Source organism: Eggerthella guodeyinii (assembly GCF_009834925.2).
In the GTDB taxonomy this organism is placed as follows: Bacteria; Actinomycetota; Coriobacteriia; order Coriobacteriales; family Eggerthellaceae; genus Eggerthella; species Eggerthella guodeyinii.
The window spans coordinates 3,535,836-3,550,068 of sequence record NZ_CP063310.1; the positions used below are offsets into that span (position 1 = coordinate 3,535,836).

General features: G+C 67.6%; 11 protein-coding genes. 5 read left to right on the plus strand and 6 right to left on the minus strand.

Annotated elements, in window-relative coordinates; translation table 11 throughout:
• Positions 1-116: 116 nt before the first annotated feature.
• The gene (locus tag GS424_RS15170) at positions 117-1,928 is read left to right on the plus strand and encodes an FAD-dependent oxidoreductase (protein ID WP_160941300.1); all 1,812 of its coding nucleotides are present in this window, start codon (positions 117-119) and stop codon (positions 1,926-1,928) included.
• A 40-nt stretch (positions 1,929-1,968) separates the two neighbouring features.
• Entirely contained in the window at positions 1,969-2,271 is a 303-nt protein-coding gene (locus GS424_RS15175; RefSeq protein ID WP_160941301.1) for a DUF2316 family protein, read from the plus strand.
• Positions 2,272-2,393: 122 nt separating this feature from the next.
• Here the strand turns inward: GS424_RS15175 and GS424_RS15180 are convergent, their stop codons facing one another.
• From GS424_RS15180 to GS424_RS15190, 3 genes are all read right to left on the minus strand, one after another.
• The gene (locus GS424_RS15180; RefSeq protein ID WP_160941302.1) at positions 2,394-2,948 is read right to left on the minus strand and encodes a glutathione peroxidase; all 555 of its coding nucleotides are present in this window, start codon (positions 2,946-2,948) and stop codon (positions 2,394-2,396) included.
• 133 nt (positions 2,949-3,081) lie between these two features.
• Positions 3,082-3,864 (minus strand): nitroreductase family protein, encoded by a 783-nt coding sequence (locus tag GS424_RS15185; protein ID WP_160941303.1) that lies wholly within the window; start codon positions 3,862-3,864, stop codon positions 3,082-3,084.
• Complete coding sequence (locus tag GS424_RS15190) at positions 3,861-4,619, minus strand: EFR1 family ferrodoxin (RefSeq protein ID WP_160941304.1); 759 nt, start codon at positions 4,617-4,619, stop codon at positions 3,861-3,863. Before GS424_RS15190 ends, GS424_RS15185 begins: the two co-directional genes overlap by 4 nt.
• 106 nt (positions 4,620-4,725) lie before the next feature.
• Here GS424_RS15190 and GS424_RS15195 point away from each other — a divergent pair, with 106 nt between their 5' ends.
• On the plus strand, positions 4,726-5,250 hold the full coding sequence (locus GS424_RS15195; protein ID WP_160941305.1) for a TetR/AcrR family transcriptional regulator: 525 nt from the start codon (positions 4,726-4,728) through the stop codon (positions 5,248-5,250).
• Positions 5,251-5,319: 69 nt separating this feature from the next.
• Here GS424_RS15195 and GS424_RS15200 read toward each other — a convergent pair whose 3' ends face one another.
• The 3 genes from GS424_RS15200 to GS424_RS15210 are packed head-to-tail and all read right to left on the minus strand — an operon-like array spanning position 5,320 to position 11,228.
• On the minus strand, positions 5,320-5,820 hold the full coding sequence (locus GS424_RS15200) for a LytR C-terminal domain-containing protein (RefSeq protein WP_160941306.1): 501 nt from the start codon (positions 5,818-5,820) through the stop codon (positions 5,320-5,322).
• A 44-nt stretch (positions 5,821-5,864) separates the two neighbouring features.
• Positions 5,865-10,556, minus strand: coding sequence for a 2-hydroxyacyl-CoA dehydratase (locus GS424_RS15205; protein ID WP_160941307.1), 4,692 nt, complete (start codon positions 10,554-10,556; stop codon positions 5,865-5,867).
• Positions 10,557-10,568: 12 nt separating this feature from the next.
• Entirely contained in the window at positions 10,569-11,228 is a 660-nt protein-coding gene (locus tag GS424_RS15210) for a TetR/AcrR family transcriptional regulator (protein ID WP_015761347.1), read from the minus strand.
• A gap of 396 nt (positions 11,229-11,624) precedes the next feature.
• Here GS424_RS15210 and GS424_RS15215 point away from each other — a divergent pair, with 396 nt between their 5' ends.
• Together GS424_RS15215 and GS424_RS15220 are read left to right on the plus strand one after the other, a co-directional pair.
• Entirely contained in the window at positions 11,625-12,596 is a 972-nt protein-coding gene (locus tag GS424_RS15215; RefSeq protein WP_160941308.1) for a biotin--[acetyl-CoA-carboxylase] ligase, read from the plus strand.
• 215 nt (positions 12,597-12,811) lie between these two features.
• Entirely contained in the window at positions 12,812-14,176 is a 1,365-nt protein-coding gene (locus tag GS424_RS15220) for a PFL family protein (protein ID WP_160941309.1), read from the plus strand.
• The last annotated feature ends 57 nt before the right edge of the window (positions 14,177-14,233 follow it).

Consider the following 14,233-nt stretch of genomic DNA (forward strand, 5'->3'; position numbering starts at 1 on the left):
AAACGGTGTGAAAGCCGCAATCACCCTCCCGAAACGACGCGCGAGCGCCCACGCCGTGCGAAGCTGGGCCCGTTGGAACGTGCAACCCGCACAGCCTGAACGCCGAGGAGGGAATCATGAACGAAAAGAAGTCCGAGGGCATGGATCGGGGAATGGAACGGGGAATGGACCGGGGCATGGATCGTCGAGCGTTTTTGAAAGGGGCCTTGGCGACGGCAGCCGCGAGCGGCGCGTTCGCGCTCGGCGGCTGCGCCCCGGCAGGCTCGGCCGACGCGAGCTCCGACAAGGAGGCAGCGGGCGCGAGCCTCATCGACCACGGCGTGTTCAAGAACATCGACATGGCCGAGGCCGAGCCTATCGCCCCGGTCGACCCGCCCGCGACCTGGGACGGAGAAGCCGACATCGTGGTCGTGGGCACCGGGGGCGGCGGCCTCGCCGCGATGAACTACGCGGTGGACAACGGCAGCACCGTCATCGCCATCGAGAAGAACGCCGAGATCGGCGGCGCCACCCAGCATGCGGCCGGCTGGTTCCTGCTGCCCGGCGGCTCGAAGGACCAGGAGGCCCTGCAGTACGCCTACCCGTCCTACCCCTTCGACATCAACGCGTTCATGCGCGCCATCCTGCCGAACTACCAGTTCAGCATCGACGACGAACTGCTGAAGAACATCGCGCTCAAGGCCGGCGGGGTGATGGACTGGCTCCAGGAGCACGACGGCGTGGAGATGACCTGCCGCGGCCAGGCGTTCATGGACACGAAGGTGATCAGCGGCGAGCACAGCCAGATCCTCGGCATGCAGCCCACCTGCCTCGCGATGGGCGCATGCGCCACGAAGAAGGGGGCCGACCTGCGCACGAACACGACGTGCACGGCCCTCGTCGTCGAAAACGGGAAGGTCGTGGGCGTGCAGGCCACCGACAAGGACGGCGCCACCGTGCACTACCGCGGCAAGCGGGGCGTCATCCTGTGCTCGGGCGGGTTCGGCATGAACCTGGCCATGATGGAGAAGTACGTGCCCACGGCGCTCGACGTGGCGACGTTCGGCGGTCCCATGTTCTACCACACCGGAGAGTGCACGCGCATGGCGCTGGGGTTGAACGCGGACATGTCCGGGCACGACTCGTGGTGCGGCTGGCTGGCAGGGTTCGAGGAGTACCAGGAGACGGGCGAGTTCTGGCACTACTTCTGGGACGGCGCGACGCAGCTGTGCCGCAACGTGTGGCTGACCATCGACAAGCGCGGGCGCCGCGTGCCGTACTACGCGACGGACGGCAAGCAGGACTGCCCCGACTTCTACGGCGGCATGGGCGACACGGGCGTCGTGGCGGCGCAGGTGTCGCGCATGGGCAACCGCTACTACCAGGTATTCGACAGCAACTATCCGGAAGACGTGTTCGCGCACGGGCTGAGCGCCTCGGCCTCGCCGGTGACGAACACCGACAACGTGCCGAAAGGCAGCCTGTTCAGCGGCGATTGGCTGGGCGACGTGGAAAAGGCCATCGACCGCGGCGTCATCAAGAAGGCCGACACGCTGGACGAGCTGGCAGACATGCTCGGACTCGACCCCGAGGTGCTGAAGGAGTCGGTCGCGCACTGGAACGAGCTGTGCGAGCAGGGAGAGGACACCGAGATGGTGTACCCTTACAACCCCAACTGGCTGACGCCCGTGCAGAAGCCGCCGTATTACGGAGCACGCCTGGGCACCTCGCTCGGCAAGACCATGTGCGGCGTGCGCGTGACGCCCAGCATGGAAGTGGTGGACGCCGACGGCAAGGTCATCGAGGGCCTGTACGCGAACTTCTCCACCGCGGGCGGCATGGTCGGCGAGAGCAACTACTGCACCGGCCTGTACAACACCACGATCCTCGGCGGCAACGCCATGTCGTGGACGACGGGCTACATCGCGGCGGAAGCAGCGCTACAATAGATGCCGACGACCGCCGTCGCCGACCGGAAGGAGCCGCACCGTGTCGTTATCCCCGCAGCAGCGAGCCAGCACCATCGAGCAGTTCGACGAGAACCTGCGCCGGCTGGGACTGACGCCCGCCCAGGTCGCGCATGACCTGGGCACGACCGAGCAGCACCTCGTCCGCGTGGCGAACCTCGACAACGTGCGGCTCGAGGACCCGTGGATCCTGCGGAACCACCTGCTGGCCGAGGGCGCCGCGCGCGGCATCGAGCTGGTACCCTTCACGGCCCTCGTCGGCGACCACCACGACTACTGGTTCCTCGATGGCGCGGACATCGACCGCGGTCGCATGCGACCGTAACGCCCCGCACCGCAAACGCGTACGGATGTTTCACGTGAAACATCCGACCCGCCGACGCGAAAAAGCCGCCGCGTCGAGCTTCGACGCGGCGGCTTGCGCGATCTTGGGTGCCGGGCGCGAACCTACAGCAGCTCCTCCACGGCCGTTGCGACCACGTCGGGCACGCTGGTCGTGGGCTCGAAGCGGCGGACGACGGTGCCGTCGCGATCCACGAGGAACTTCGTGAAGTTCCACTTGATGTCGGGCTTGCCGGCATAGTCGGGGTCGGCCTTCGCCAGCATGTCCTCCAGGATCGGCGTCAGCTCGTGGCCCTCGTCGAAGCCCTCGAACCCCTTCTCCTGCTGCAGGTAGGCGAACAGCGGGTCGGCGCCTTCGCCGTTGACCTCGATTTTCGCGAACTGCGGGAACGTCACGCCGAAGCGGGACGTGCAGAACGCCGCGATCTCCTCGTTGGTGCCCGGCGCCTGGTGGCCGAACTGGTCGCACGGGAAGTCGAGGATGTCGAACCCGCGCTCGTGCAGCGCGCGGTACAGCTCCTCGAGCTGGGCGTACGTGGGCGTGAAGCCGCACTCGGTGGCGGTGTTCACCACGAGCAGCACCCGTCCCCGGTAATCGGCGAGCGACACGTCGTTGCCCTGCTGGTCCTTCACGGTGAAGTCGTAGATACTGGAAGCCATGGGTCCTTCTTTCGATGAGGGTTGTTCGTCGGTTGTGGAACCCATGATACCGTTTAATGATACTTTGTTACTAACATTTTACGGAACGGTCATATATCCGTTGCAGACGCGCGGCGGCGACGCGAAAACCCCCTCACGCCCAGCGTACCGCGGCTGCCTCCTTCGGGGCGGTGCGACGGTAGCGCACGGCGGGATGACCGACGACGAGGGTGGCGACCACCTTCTGGCCGCGAGACAGCCCCAGCTCACGGCGCAGCGCGCGCGACACGGCGGCGGCCATCGAGAAGTAGCCGCTGTACAGCACGCCCAGACCGCACGCCTGCGCCATGAGCTCCATGTTGGAGGCCGCCAGCGCACCGTCGATATCGTTGCGCGCGACCACGACGATGGCCACGGGTGCGCCCTTGAAGAAGAACCGGTCGTCGATGCTGGTGCGGCGCGCCATCGAGTTCACGAGCCGCACGAAAGGGAACACCCGCCTGAACAGGCGAACCGCCTGCGCCTCGAAGCGCGCGATGCCATCGCGCAGCACCACGTACGACACGTCCTGCGCGTTTTTCGCGGTGGGCGTCAGCCGTCCCGCCTCGATGATGCGGGCGATGTCCTCCTCCGCCACGGGCTCGTCGCTGAACCGGCGCATGCTGCGGCGCGCGGCGATGGCCTCGAGCAGCCGATCCGCGTCGAGGGCCGGCGGCGCGCCTACGCCCAGCTCACGCGGCTCGTCCTCGAAGCCGGTCATGGACACGGCCGCCTTCGGGCAGATCGCGACGCAGTGGCCGCAAAGGAGGCAGTCCTGCGCGACCATGCGCGCCTTCCCACCTTCGACCGCGATCGCGCTGGCGGGGCAATCCTCCTCGCACAGGCCGCACCCGATGCAGCGCCCCGCGTCGATCGTCACGTCGTGCGCATGCCTCATGCGAGCTCCTCCGTCCACAGATCATGGCGATGCCGGCCGCTCGACTTCGGGCCGTACTCGATGGCCTCGGTCGGGCATCCCGCGATGCAGCCCATGCAGTGCGTGCACGTGCCGTTCCACGTAGGCTTGCCGTCGACCAGCACGACGTTGTTGAGCGGGCAGCGCTCGACGCAGCGCCCGCACGCGACGCACGCGTCCGACGCGGTGAACTTCGCGTCGTGCACGAGCGCCGGGTAGAAGAGGGCGTTCTCCGGGCCGCTGCGGAAGCGGTCGTTCAGCTCGACGGGCTGTTCCGGAAGCGCTTCGTTCCGCCCGATGAGCCTGGCGAGCTCGTCGATGCGCGGCCGGGCGCGCTCGACGACGGCGCGGCACTCCTCGGCGTCGGGCGTGTCGTACAGCACCACGTAGTTCTTCGGCATGGGCACCCCGGCCAGCCCCCGATAGCGCAGACCCGTGCTCGCGCACAGCCGCCGTGCGTAGGCGGCCGCGTTTCCGCATTTCCCGCCGCAGGTCATGACGAAGTAGGCGTCGCGGTTGCCCTCGAAGCGCGCAGCGCGAATCCACCGGTCGACCACCCGCGGCAGCCGCCATGCGTACACGGGGGCGACGAACACGAGCGGCCGTTCTGAGCGAAACGACGCAGGATGACCGTCCTTCATCGCCCGGTTGATGGAAACGACCTCGTCGTCGAGCAAATCGGCGAGCCGCCGCGCCGCCCATTGGCTGTTGCCCGTGCCGCTGAAGTACAAAATCATGGCGTATCTCCCGTTCCGGTGGTATCATCCGATGTGATACATTTTGTATCAGATATGCGTACGCCGTCAATCCGTGCACCGGAGACAAAACGGGGTGATCTGTCTCATGGACAAGAGAAAGCAGGAGAACCAGCGCGTGAAAGACCAGCTGCTGGCCGCGTTGATCGAGTTCGCCGGCCGCAAGGACTGGTCGAAGGTGACCGTCACCGAGCTGGTCGAACAGGCGGGCGTCGCCCGCGCGTCGTTCTACCGCAACTTCTCCTCGGTCGAGGAGCTGGTCGAATACGGCATCGGGCAAGTGACGCAGCGCTACCACGAGGGCATGCCGGATGGGGACGTCGACAGCCGCGCGCGCCTCGAGTTCAAGTTCCGCTTCTACCAGGAGCATGCCGGCCTCGTGCTGGCGTTCCATCGCGCGAAGGCGGGCACGTCGCTGCTCGACCTCATCACCGATTGCGAGATCGCTGCCGGAGGAGACATGCCCGCAAGCTCCCCCGAGCGCTACCGGCTGTACTTCTCCGCCGGCGCGTTCTACAACGTGCTGCTCTGCTGGCTGGAAAGCGGCATGAAAGAATCCCCCGAGGTCATGGCCGAAACCTTCGCCCACCTGGCGAAGGGCGAGAAGCTCTAGGCGAGGTCGCGAGACACGGCCCGGCGAGCAGGTCGCTTCCGACGGTGTTTCACGTGAAACATTTGTACGCTACACGGGCACAGGGCACCCCGTGCCCGGCTCGCCGAGCATGACGAGGATGTCGTAGTCCATGCTCCAACCGCCGCTCCGGGCGTCTTCGTAGCAATAGGGGTCGTAAGGCGGGAGCGCGTCGAACAGCGCCGCGACCTCGTCCACCTCGGCGCGATGCTCCTCGTGGTGGTACGACACCCGGTTACCCTTCTGGTGATACGTGGCGTTGTCGACCGTGACGTGCTCGAAGCCGAGCGCCTCGATGCTATCGGCGGCCTCGCGCGCCGCCCCCTCCTCGCCGCTTGCGTTCAGCACGAGCACGGTGATCTCGCCTTTTCCCGCGCGAAGCGGCTCAGACTCGGTCGGAGCGGCGCCCCCGGCGGGCTGCTCGCTTTTGGCGGGCTGCTCGCCGACGGCGCGGTCGTTCGGAACATTTTGCCGCTCAACGCCCGACGCACACCCGGTCAACGCCGCGCCGAGCGCGGCGACGATGACGATCCCGACCATCCGTTTCAGCATCTCGGGCCTCCTCGTATCGGTGGTTCCAGGCGCGCAGGCGCCCCTTACGCGCGCTTCGTCTCGATCTCGAGCTCGCCGGCGTCCTCTTGGGTGGCTTGGGGGCGCCCGGCGCTCACGAACCGGTCGCGCGTCTTCTTCGCCTCGGCTTCCTTGTCGGCCAGGTTCGCCTTCGCCACCGAGATCATCAGCTTGATGCGGTTGAGCTGGTTCACCTCGGACGCACCGGGGTCGTAGTCCACCGCCACGATGTTGCTGTCAGGGTAGCGGCGTCGCAGCTCCTTGATGACGGCCTTGCCCACCACGTGGTTCGGCAGGCACGCGAACGGCTGGGTGCACACCACGTTCGGCGCGCCGGTGCGGACGAGCTCCACCATCTCGGCCGTCAGCAGCCAGCCCTCGCCCATCGAGTTGCACAGCGACAGGATCTCGCTGGCGTATTCGGCCAGCTCGTAGATGTCGGCCGGCGCCTCGAAGCGACTCGACGACTCGAGCGCCTTCGTGATGGGAGCGCGCAGCTTCGCGATGGCCCACAGACCGATGCGCGAGCCCACCGCGCCCTTCGCCGAGCGCCCGAGCGGATCCTTCTGGAAGATGCCGCCCGCGATGCCGAACAGGAAGAACTCGGCCAGGCCCGGAACCACGGCCTCGCAGCCCTCGCGCTCGATGACGTCGACGATCTGGTTGTTTGCCGTCGGGTGGAACTTCACGAGGATCTCGCCCACCACGCCCACGCGCGGCTTCGTGCCCTCGCCGGTCAGCGGCAGCGTGTCGAAGTCCTCCACGATGCGGCGCACCGTCTCCTTGAACTCGCGTCGCTTGAGCCCGCGCCGCAGCTGGGCTTTGCACGTGGCCATCCAGTGGTCGAACAGGCGGTTCGCGCTGCCCGCTTCCACCTCGTAGGGGCGCGTGCGGTACAGCGCCATCATGAGCAGGTCGCCGTAGAAGATGCCGTAGGCCGCCTGCAGCAACATGGAAGGCGTCACCTTGAAGCCCGGGTTCTCTTCGCCGAGATCCTTGAACGACAGGGCGATCACCGGGATGTGCGGCAAGCCCACGGCGGCCAGCGCCTTGCGGATGAGCGAGATGTAGTTCGTGGCGCGGCAGCCGCCGCCCGTCTGCGTGATGATGACGGCCAGCTTGTCGGTGTCGTAGCGACCCGACATGACCGCCTCCATGATCTGGCCGGTGACCAGGATGGACGGGTAGCAAATATCGTTGTTCACGTACTTGAGGCCCGCGTCCACCGCGCCGTGGTCGACCGACGGCAGCAGCTCGAAGTTGTAGCCGTTGCGCTTGAAGATGTCCACGAGCAGGTCGAAGTGGATGGGTGCCATCTGCGGGCAGAGGATCGTGTAGCCCGCATCCTTCATCTCCTGCGTGAACACCGCGCGCGGGAACTCGGTGGTGGCGCCTTCGCGCTGGCGGAAGCGCTCGGCAACCTCGGGCGCCGCCTTCTGGGTGAACGTCTCGGGGGTGGCGCCGGTCAGCTTCGCCGCGATGGCAGCCTCGGTCTGGCCCGTCTTCGCGTCGATGGCCGCCTCGGGCGTGGCCTCGAACGTGTCGGGATCGAAGCTGACGGCGGGGCAGCCGCGCGGCATGCGCTCGGCATCGGCCTTCTCGTCGGCCTGGTCCTTGAGCGCCGCCAGCAGCGAGCGCACGCGGATGCGCGCCGCACCCAGGTTCGACACCTCGTCGATCTTGAGCACGGTGTACACCTTGCCCGCCGCCTCGAGGATCTCCTGCACCTGGTCGGTGGTCAGCGCATCGAGGCCGCAGCCGAAGCTGTTAAGCTGGATGAGGTCGAGGTCGGCTCGCTCGGTGGCCACCTTCGCCGCCGCGTACAGGCGGGTGTGGTACATCCACTGGTCCACGAGGCGGATGGGGCGCTCGAGCGTGCCGAGGTGCGCGATGGAGTCCTCGGTGAGCACGGCCAGGCCGAAGCTGGTCAGCAGCTCGGGAATGGCGTGGTTGATCTCGGGGTCGTTGTGGTAGGGACGACCCGCCAGCACGATGCCGTGCGTGCCCGTGGCCTCCATCCAGGCGAGCGTCTCCTCGCCCTTCGCGCGGATGTCGCGCTTGAAGGCCTCGTCCTCGGCCCACGCGGCGTCCACGGCGGCGTCCACCTCGGCCTGCGTCGGCGCGGCGGCCGAGCCCATGAGCTCGGGATGCGCCTCGACCAGCTCCACGAACAGGCGCTTCTTGAGGTGCTCCTTCTGGTCGTAGGGCAGCCACGGGGTGAGCAGCTTCACATCGGACGTGCGCAGCTCGTCGATGTTGAGGCGCAGCGCCTCGGGGTAGCTGGCCACGATGGGGCAGTTGAAGTGGTTGCCCGCGCCCTCGTCCTCCTGGCGCTCCCACTTGCTGCACGGGAACCAGATGAAGTCGGGAGCTTTGTCCAGCAGGTTCATGATATGGCCGTGGCTGAGCTTCGCCGGGTAGCACACCGACTCGGACGGCATGGACTCGATGCCCGCCTCGTAGGTCTTCTTCGTGGACGGGTCGGACAGCACCACGCGCCAGCCGAGCTTCGTGAAGAAGGTGAACCAGAACGGGTAGTTCTCGTACTGGTTGAGCGCGCGCGGGATGCCCACGCTGCCGCGCGGGGCGTTCTCGGGCGCGAGGGGCTCGTAATCGAACAGGCGGCTGCTCTTGTATTCGTAGAGGTTCGGCACGTTCTTGCTCTCGTCGAGCGTGCCCGCACCCTTCTCGCAGCGGTTGCCCGTGATGAAGCGGCGGTGCTTGCCCGTGGTCTCGTCCACGCCGAAGTCGTTGACGGTGAGCAGGCAGTGGTTCGAGCACGCCTTGCAACGCACGGTCTTGTGCGTGGGCGACAGCGCCGCCAGCTGCTCGAGCGACAGCAGGCTCGAGCCCACCGCGACGGGCGCGGCCAGCTGTTCGCTCTCGGAGCTCCACGCGGCGCCGGCCTCGGCCTTGCGCGCCTCGAGCGCCACGGCGGAGTGGTAGCGGTCGCGCGCGAGCAGCGCGGCGCCGAACGCGCCCATGTTGCCGGCGATGTCGGGGCGCACGGCCTGGACCTCGGACAGCTGCTCGAACGCGCGCAGCACGGCGTCGTTCAGGAACGTGCCGCCCTGCACGATGACCTTCGTGCCCACATCGTGCGGGTCGCGGATCTTGATGACCTTGAACAGCGCGTTCTTGATGACGGAGATGGCCAGGCCCGCGGCGATGTCGCCCACGGTGGCGCCTTCCTTCTGCGCCTGCTTCACGCGGCTGTTCATGAACACGGTGCAGCGGCTGCCCAGGTCGACGGGACGCTCGGCCTTGATGGCGGTCTGCGCGAACTCGGCCACGTCCAGGTTGAGGCCCGTGGCGAAGCTCTCGATGAAGCTGCCGCAGCCCGAGCTGCACGCCTCGTTGAGCATGATGTGGTCGATGACGCCGTCCTTGACGCGCAGGCACTTCATGTCCTGGCCGCCGATGTCGAGGATGAACTCGACGCCCGGCAGCATCTCCTGCGCGCCGCGCAGGTGCGCCACCGTCTCGATCTCGCCGGAGTCCACGCGCAGCGCCTCCAGCAGCAGATGCTCGCCGTAGCCCGTCACCGTGGCGTGGCCGATGTGCACGAGCGGCTCGCCCGTGTCGGCGTCCACCGGCATCTCGTTGTACAGGTTGCTCAGCGCGGTGCGCGCGCAGCCCAGCACGTCGCCCTTGTTGCTGGCGTAGTGCGACCACAAAAGCGCGCCGTCCTCGCCGATGAGCGCGGCCTTGAACGTGGTGGAGCCGGCGTCGATGCCGAGGTAGGCCGTGCCCTCATAGGACATGAGGTCGCCGCGGCGCACGCATTCGCCGTCATGGCGGTCCTTGAACTGGGCGTACTCGTCCTCGCTGGCGAACAGCGGGGGCAGGCGCACCACTTCGGAGCCCTGGATGTCGCCGAGGTTCTTCAGGCGGTCGAGCACGTCGTCCAGCAGCTCGGCCTTCACCGTCTCGCTGGCCGCGCCCGCGATGGCGCAGCCGCTGGCCACGAACAGGTGGGCGTTCTCGGGCACGATGATGTGCTCGTCGTCCAGCTCCAGCGTCTCGTAGAAGCGTTTGCGCAGCTCGGGGAGGTACTGCAGCGGGCCGCCGAGGAAAGCCACGTGGCCGCGGATGGGGCGGCCGCACGCCAGGCCGCTGATGGTCTGCGTCACCACCGACTGGAAGATGGACGCGGCGATGTCCTCCTTGCGCGCACCCTCGTTGATGAGCGGCTGCACGTCGGTCTTCGCGAACACGCCGCAACGGCTGGCGATGGGGTACAGCGTGGTGGCGCCCTGCGCCAGCACGTTCAAGCCGCCCGCATCGGTGTTCAGCAGCGCGGCCATCTGGTCGATGAAGGCGCCCGTGCCGCCGGCGCACGTGCCGTTCATGCGCTGCTCGATGCCCTGGTCGAAGTAGATGATCTTCGCGTCCTCGCCGCCCAGCTCGATGGCCACGTCGGTGACGGGGATGAAGGTTTCCACCGCCGTCTTCGAGGCGATGACCTCCTGCACGAACTCGATGCCCAGCCACTGCGCGAGCAGCAGGCCGCCCGATCCCGTGATGGCGATGGTCATGCGCTCGGCGCCGAAATCGGCCGCCGCTTCGGACAGCACCTCCACGATGGTGGCGCGCACGTCGGCGTGGTGGCGGCGGTACACTGAGAATTTCACCTCGTGGGCCTCGTCGAGGATGGCCAGCTTGACCGTGGTGGAGCCCACGTCGATGCCGATATGCAGGTTGTTGTTCTCTTCCATAGCTCCCTTGCCTTACAGCTTGATCGATTCGCCCGGTTTGATGAAGAACAGCCTCATGGCGATGAGGGCCATCTCCTCCGAGCTTTCCTGCATGCCCGTTTCGATCCAGCGCGTGATGACGCCGAGGTACGCGGATGCGAAGAACGCGACGTAGTAGCCGACGAACGGCGACGGATCGTTGCGGTAGCGCTCGTGCAGGATGGATTGGACGAGGTTGGTGCACACGGAGTCGCGCAGGCGCGGGCCGAAGCCCACGTCGCCGCCCGGGCCCAGCGCCGCGTGAAGGAACGCGCCCTGCTCGCGCAGGTAGTCGAACAGCTCCACGAGCAGCGGCAGCGGCTTCTTGCGCGCCCGGTAGCCCAGCAGCTCGCGCACGGTGAGGTTCTGCATCTGCGCCTGGAGCCGGTCGAGGTCGTCCATGACCTCGGCCTCCAGCTGGGCCAGCAGGTCGTCCTTGTCGCGGAAATGGTTGTAGAACGTGCCGCGGTTGAGATCGGCGCGCTCGCACAGGTCGTTCACCGAGAAGCCGTCGAAGCTGCGCTCCTCCATGAGCTCGATGAGCGCGTCGCTGAGCGCGCGCTTCGATCGCGTGATGCGGCGATCCTGCGGGGCAGCCGTGCTTCGCGCCGTCGCGACAGCGACGGGAGCGGGCGAAACGGTTGTCGTAGTCATGATCACCTCTAATTGAACAGTTGGGTCAATAATGAACAACTTGTCGAATAACGAGCAGTATACCTGTTCGCGCCCCGGAACACAACGAGGGAGAACCCCGCCTTCACACGAGGCGCGTCGCGGGGCGCGGCGTGCTGCGAGGCGCGTCGCGATGCGCGTCGTGCCGCAGGGCGCCCGCCTCCCGTGGGGCGTGCCGCGCCTGCGGCGCGCCGCGCGCACTTCCCCGTGCGGCAGCGTGCCGAATGTTTCACGTGAAACATTCGTTCGTTTCTTCGCCCACCCCCCCCCGCCCTCGCGCGCCCAAGCCCTCGCGCGCCTCGCGTGCCTTCCGCCCATTGTCACCTTCTTTCGCCGATCGCGTTGACACGATCGGCCTCTCTCTCCTACCATGCACCCATGGGAACCAAGGAACAACTGCTGCGCCTGCTGGAGGAGAACCGCGAGCGCTACGTGTCGGGCGCCGCGATGGCGCAGGCCATCGGCGTGAGCCGCAACGCGGTGTGGAAGGCCGTCGAGGCGCTGCGCGCCGAGGGGTACGCCATCGATGCCGTCACGAACAAGGGCTACGCGCTGTCGCAGGAGAACGACCTGCTGTCGCCCCAGGGCATCGAGCGGTTCCTGCCGCCCGGCCACCCCTTCGCCATCTCCGTGCGCAAGCGCGTGGACTCCACCAACTCCGAGGCGCGCCGCCGCGCCGCCGAGGGCGCGCCCGAGGGCACCGTCATCGTGGCCGAGGAGCAGACCGCCGGCAAGGGACGCCCCGGCAAGACGTTCTTCTCTCCTGCGTCTTCGGGCCTGTACCTCAGCATCGTGCTGCGCCCCACGCTGGCCGCCGACCGCGGCCAGTTCCTCACCTGCGCCGCCGCCGTGGCGGGCGCGCAGGCCATCGAGCAGGTGACCGGCAAGGAAGCCCTCATCAAGTGGGTGAACGACATCTACTGCGACGAGCGCAAGGTGGCGGGCATCCTCACCGAGGGCATGGTGGACATGGAGTCGGGGCGCTTCGAGCACGCGGTGCTCGGCATCGGCGTGAACGTGAAACCGCCGGCCGATGGCTTCCCTCGCGACATCGCCGACGTGGCGGGCGCCGTGCTCGACGACCGCACGGGCGCCGTGCGCTGCGAGCTGGCCGCCGCCATCCTCGCGCGCTTTTGGAACCTGTACCGGCACGTGGCCGACGCCTCGTTCTACGACGAGTACCGACGCCGGTGCTTCCTGCTGGGCCAACCGCTCGTCGTGCGCCAGGGTCCCTCGCGCGTGCGCGCCCGCGCCGTCGACCTCACGCCCGACTTCAAGCTGGTCGTCGAACTGCCCGACAAAACCCGCCGCGAGCTCCCCTACGGCGAGGTCAGCACCCGGCTCACCTAGCCCGCCACCCCGCCGCCCGCACGGGTGGCCGCGCGCCGCACGCAACCCGCACGCCACTTGATCGCGCCGATGTTTCACGTGAAACATCCGTTCCCTTCCTCGGGCTGCCCTTGAGAAGAAACGTCGAAATCGAGCGAACCGCGACGCCGCCGACCACGGGGTTTGCTATGCTGTTCCGCACGATCACACAACGCTTGAGAGAAAGACGGGGCATCATGCAGATCACGCCTGCTGAAATCGCCGAGACGCTTGCTATGGTGAGCAATCAGCACCTCGACATCCGCACGATCACGCTGGGGCTGAACCTGCGGGGTTGCACGGACGCCGACATCGACGTCATGGCGCGCAAGGTGTACGACCGCATGACCACCGCCGCCGAGCGCCTTGTGCCCACGGCCGAGCAGCTCGAGCGCGAGTACGGCATCCCCATCGTGAACAAGCGCATCTCCGTCACGCCCATCGCCGAGATCTGCGCCGCCACGAGCGCGCACGACCTCACCCCCATCGCCGTGGCCATGGACAAGGCCGGCAAAGAGGTGGGCGTCGACTTCGTGGGCGGCTTCAGCGCGCTCGTGCACAAGGGCGCCTCGAAAGCCGACAACAAGCTGATGGAGTCCATCCCCCACGCGCTGTCCGTCACCGACAACGTGTGCTCGTCGGTGAACGTGGGCTCCACGCGCGCGGGCATCAACATGGACGCCGTGCTCAAGATGGCCGGCATCATCAAGGCTACCGCCGAGGCCACGGCCGATCGCCAGTGCATCGGCGCCGGAAAGCTGGTCGTGTTCTGCAACGCCGTGGAGGACAACCCCTTCATGGCCGGCGCGTTCCACGGATCGGGCGAGGCCGACGAAGTGGTGAACGTGGGCGTGTCGGGTCCCGGCGTGGTGCGCGCCGTGCTGGCCGACCTGCCGAAAGACGCCGACATCACGTCGGTGGCCGAAGCCATCAAAGCCACCGCGTTCAAGATCACGCGCGCCGGCGAGCTCATGGCGCGCGAGGCGTCCAAGCGCCTGGGCGTGCAGCAGGGCATCCTCGACTTGTCGCTGGCCCCCACTCCGGCCGAGGGCGACTCGGTGGCCGAGATCCTTGAGGCCATCGGCGTGGGCCAGTGCGGCGGCCCCGGCACCACGGCGGCGCTCGCCATGCTCAACGACGCGGTGAAGAAGGGCGGCGTCATGGCGTCCTCGTCCGTCGGCGGCCTGTCCGGCGCGTTCATCCCCGTGTCCGAGGACGCCGGCATGATCCGCGCGGCCGAGGACGGCGCGCTGTCGCTCGAGAAGCTGGAAGCCATGACCTGCGTGTGCTCCGTGGGCCTCGACATGATCGCCGTCCCCGGCGACACGAGCGTCGAGACCATCTTCGGCATCATCGCCGACGAATGCGCCATCGGCATGATCAACAGCAAGACCACCGCGGTCCGCCTCATCCCCGCCATCGGCAAGACGGTGGGCGACCAGCTCGACTTCGGCGGCCTGCTAGGTTACGCCCCGGTCATGCCCGTGAACCAGTACGCCGGCACCACGTTCGCCCACCGCGGCGGCCGCATGCCCGCCCCCCTGAACTCCCTGAAGAACTAGCGCGGCTGCACTTGCATCCAGCACGCTCTTCGAAGGCGGCCCTGCGGGGGCCGCCTT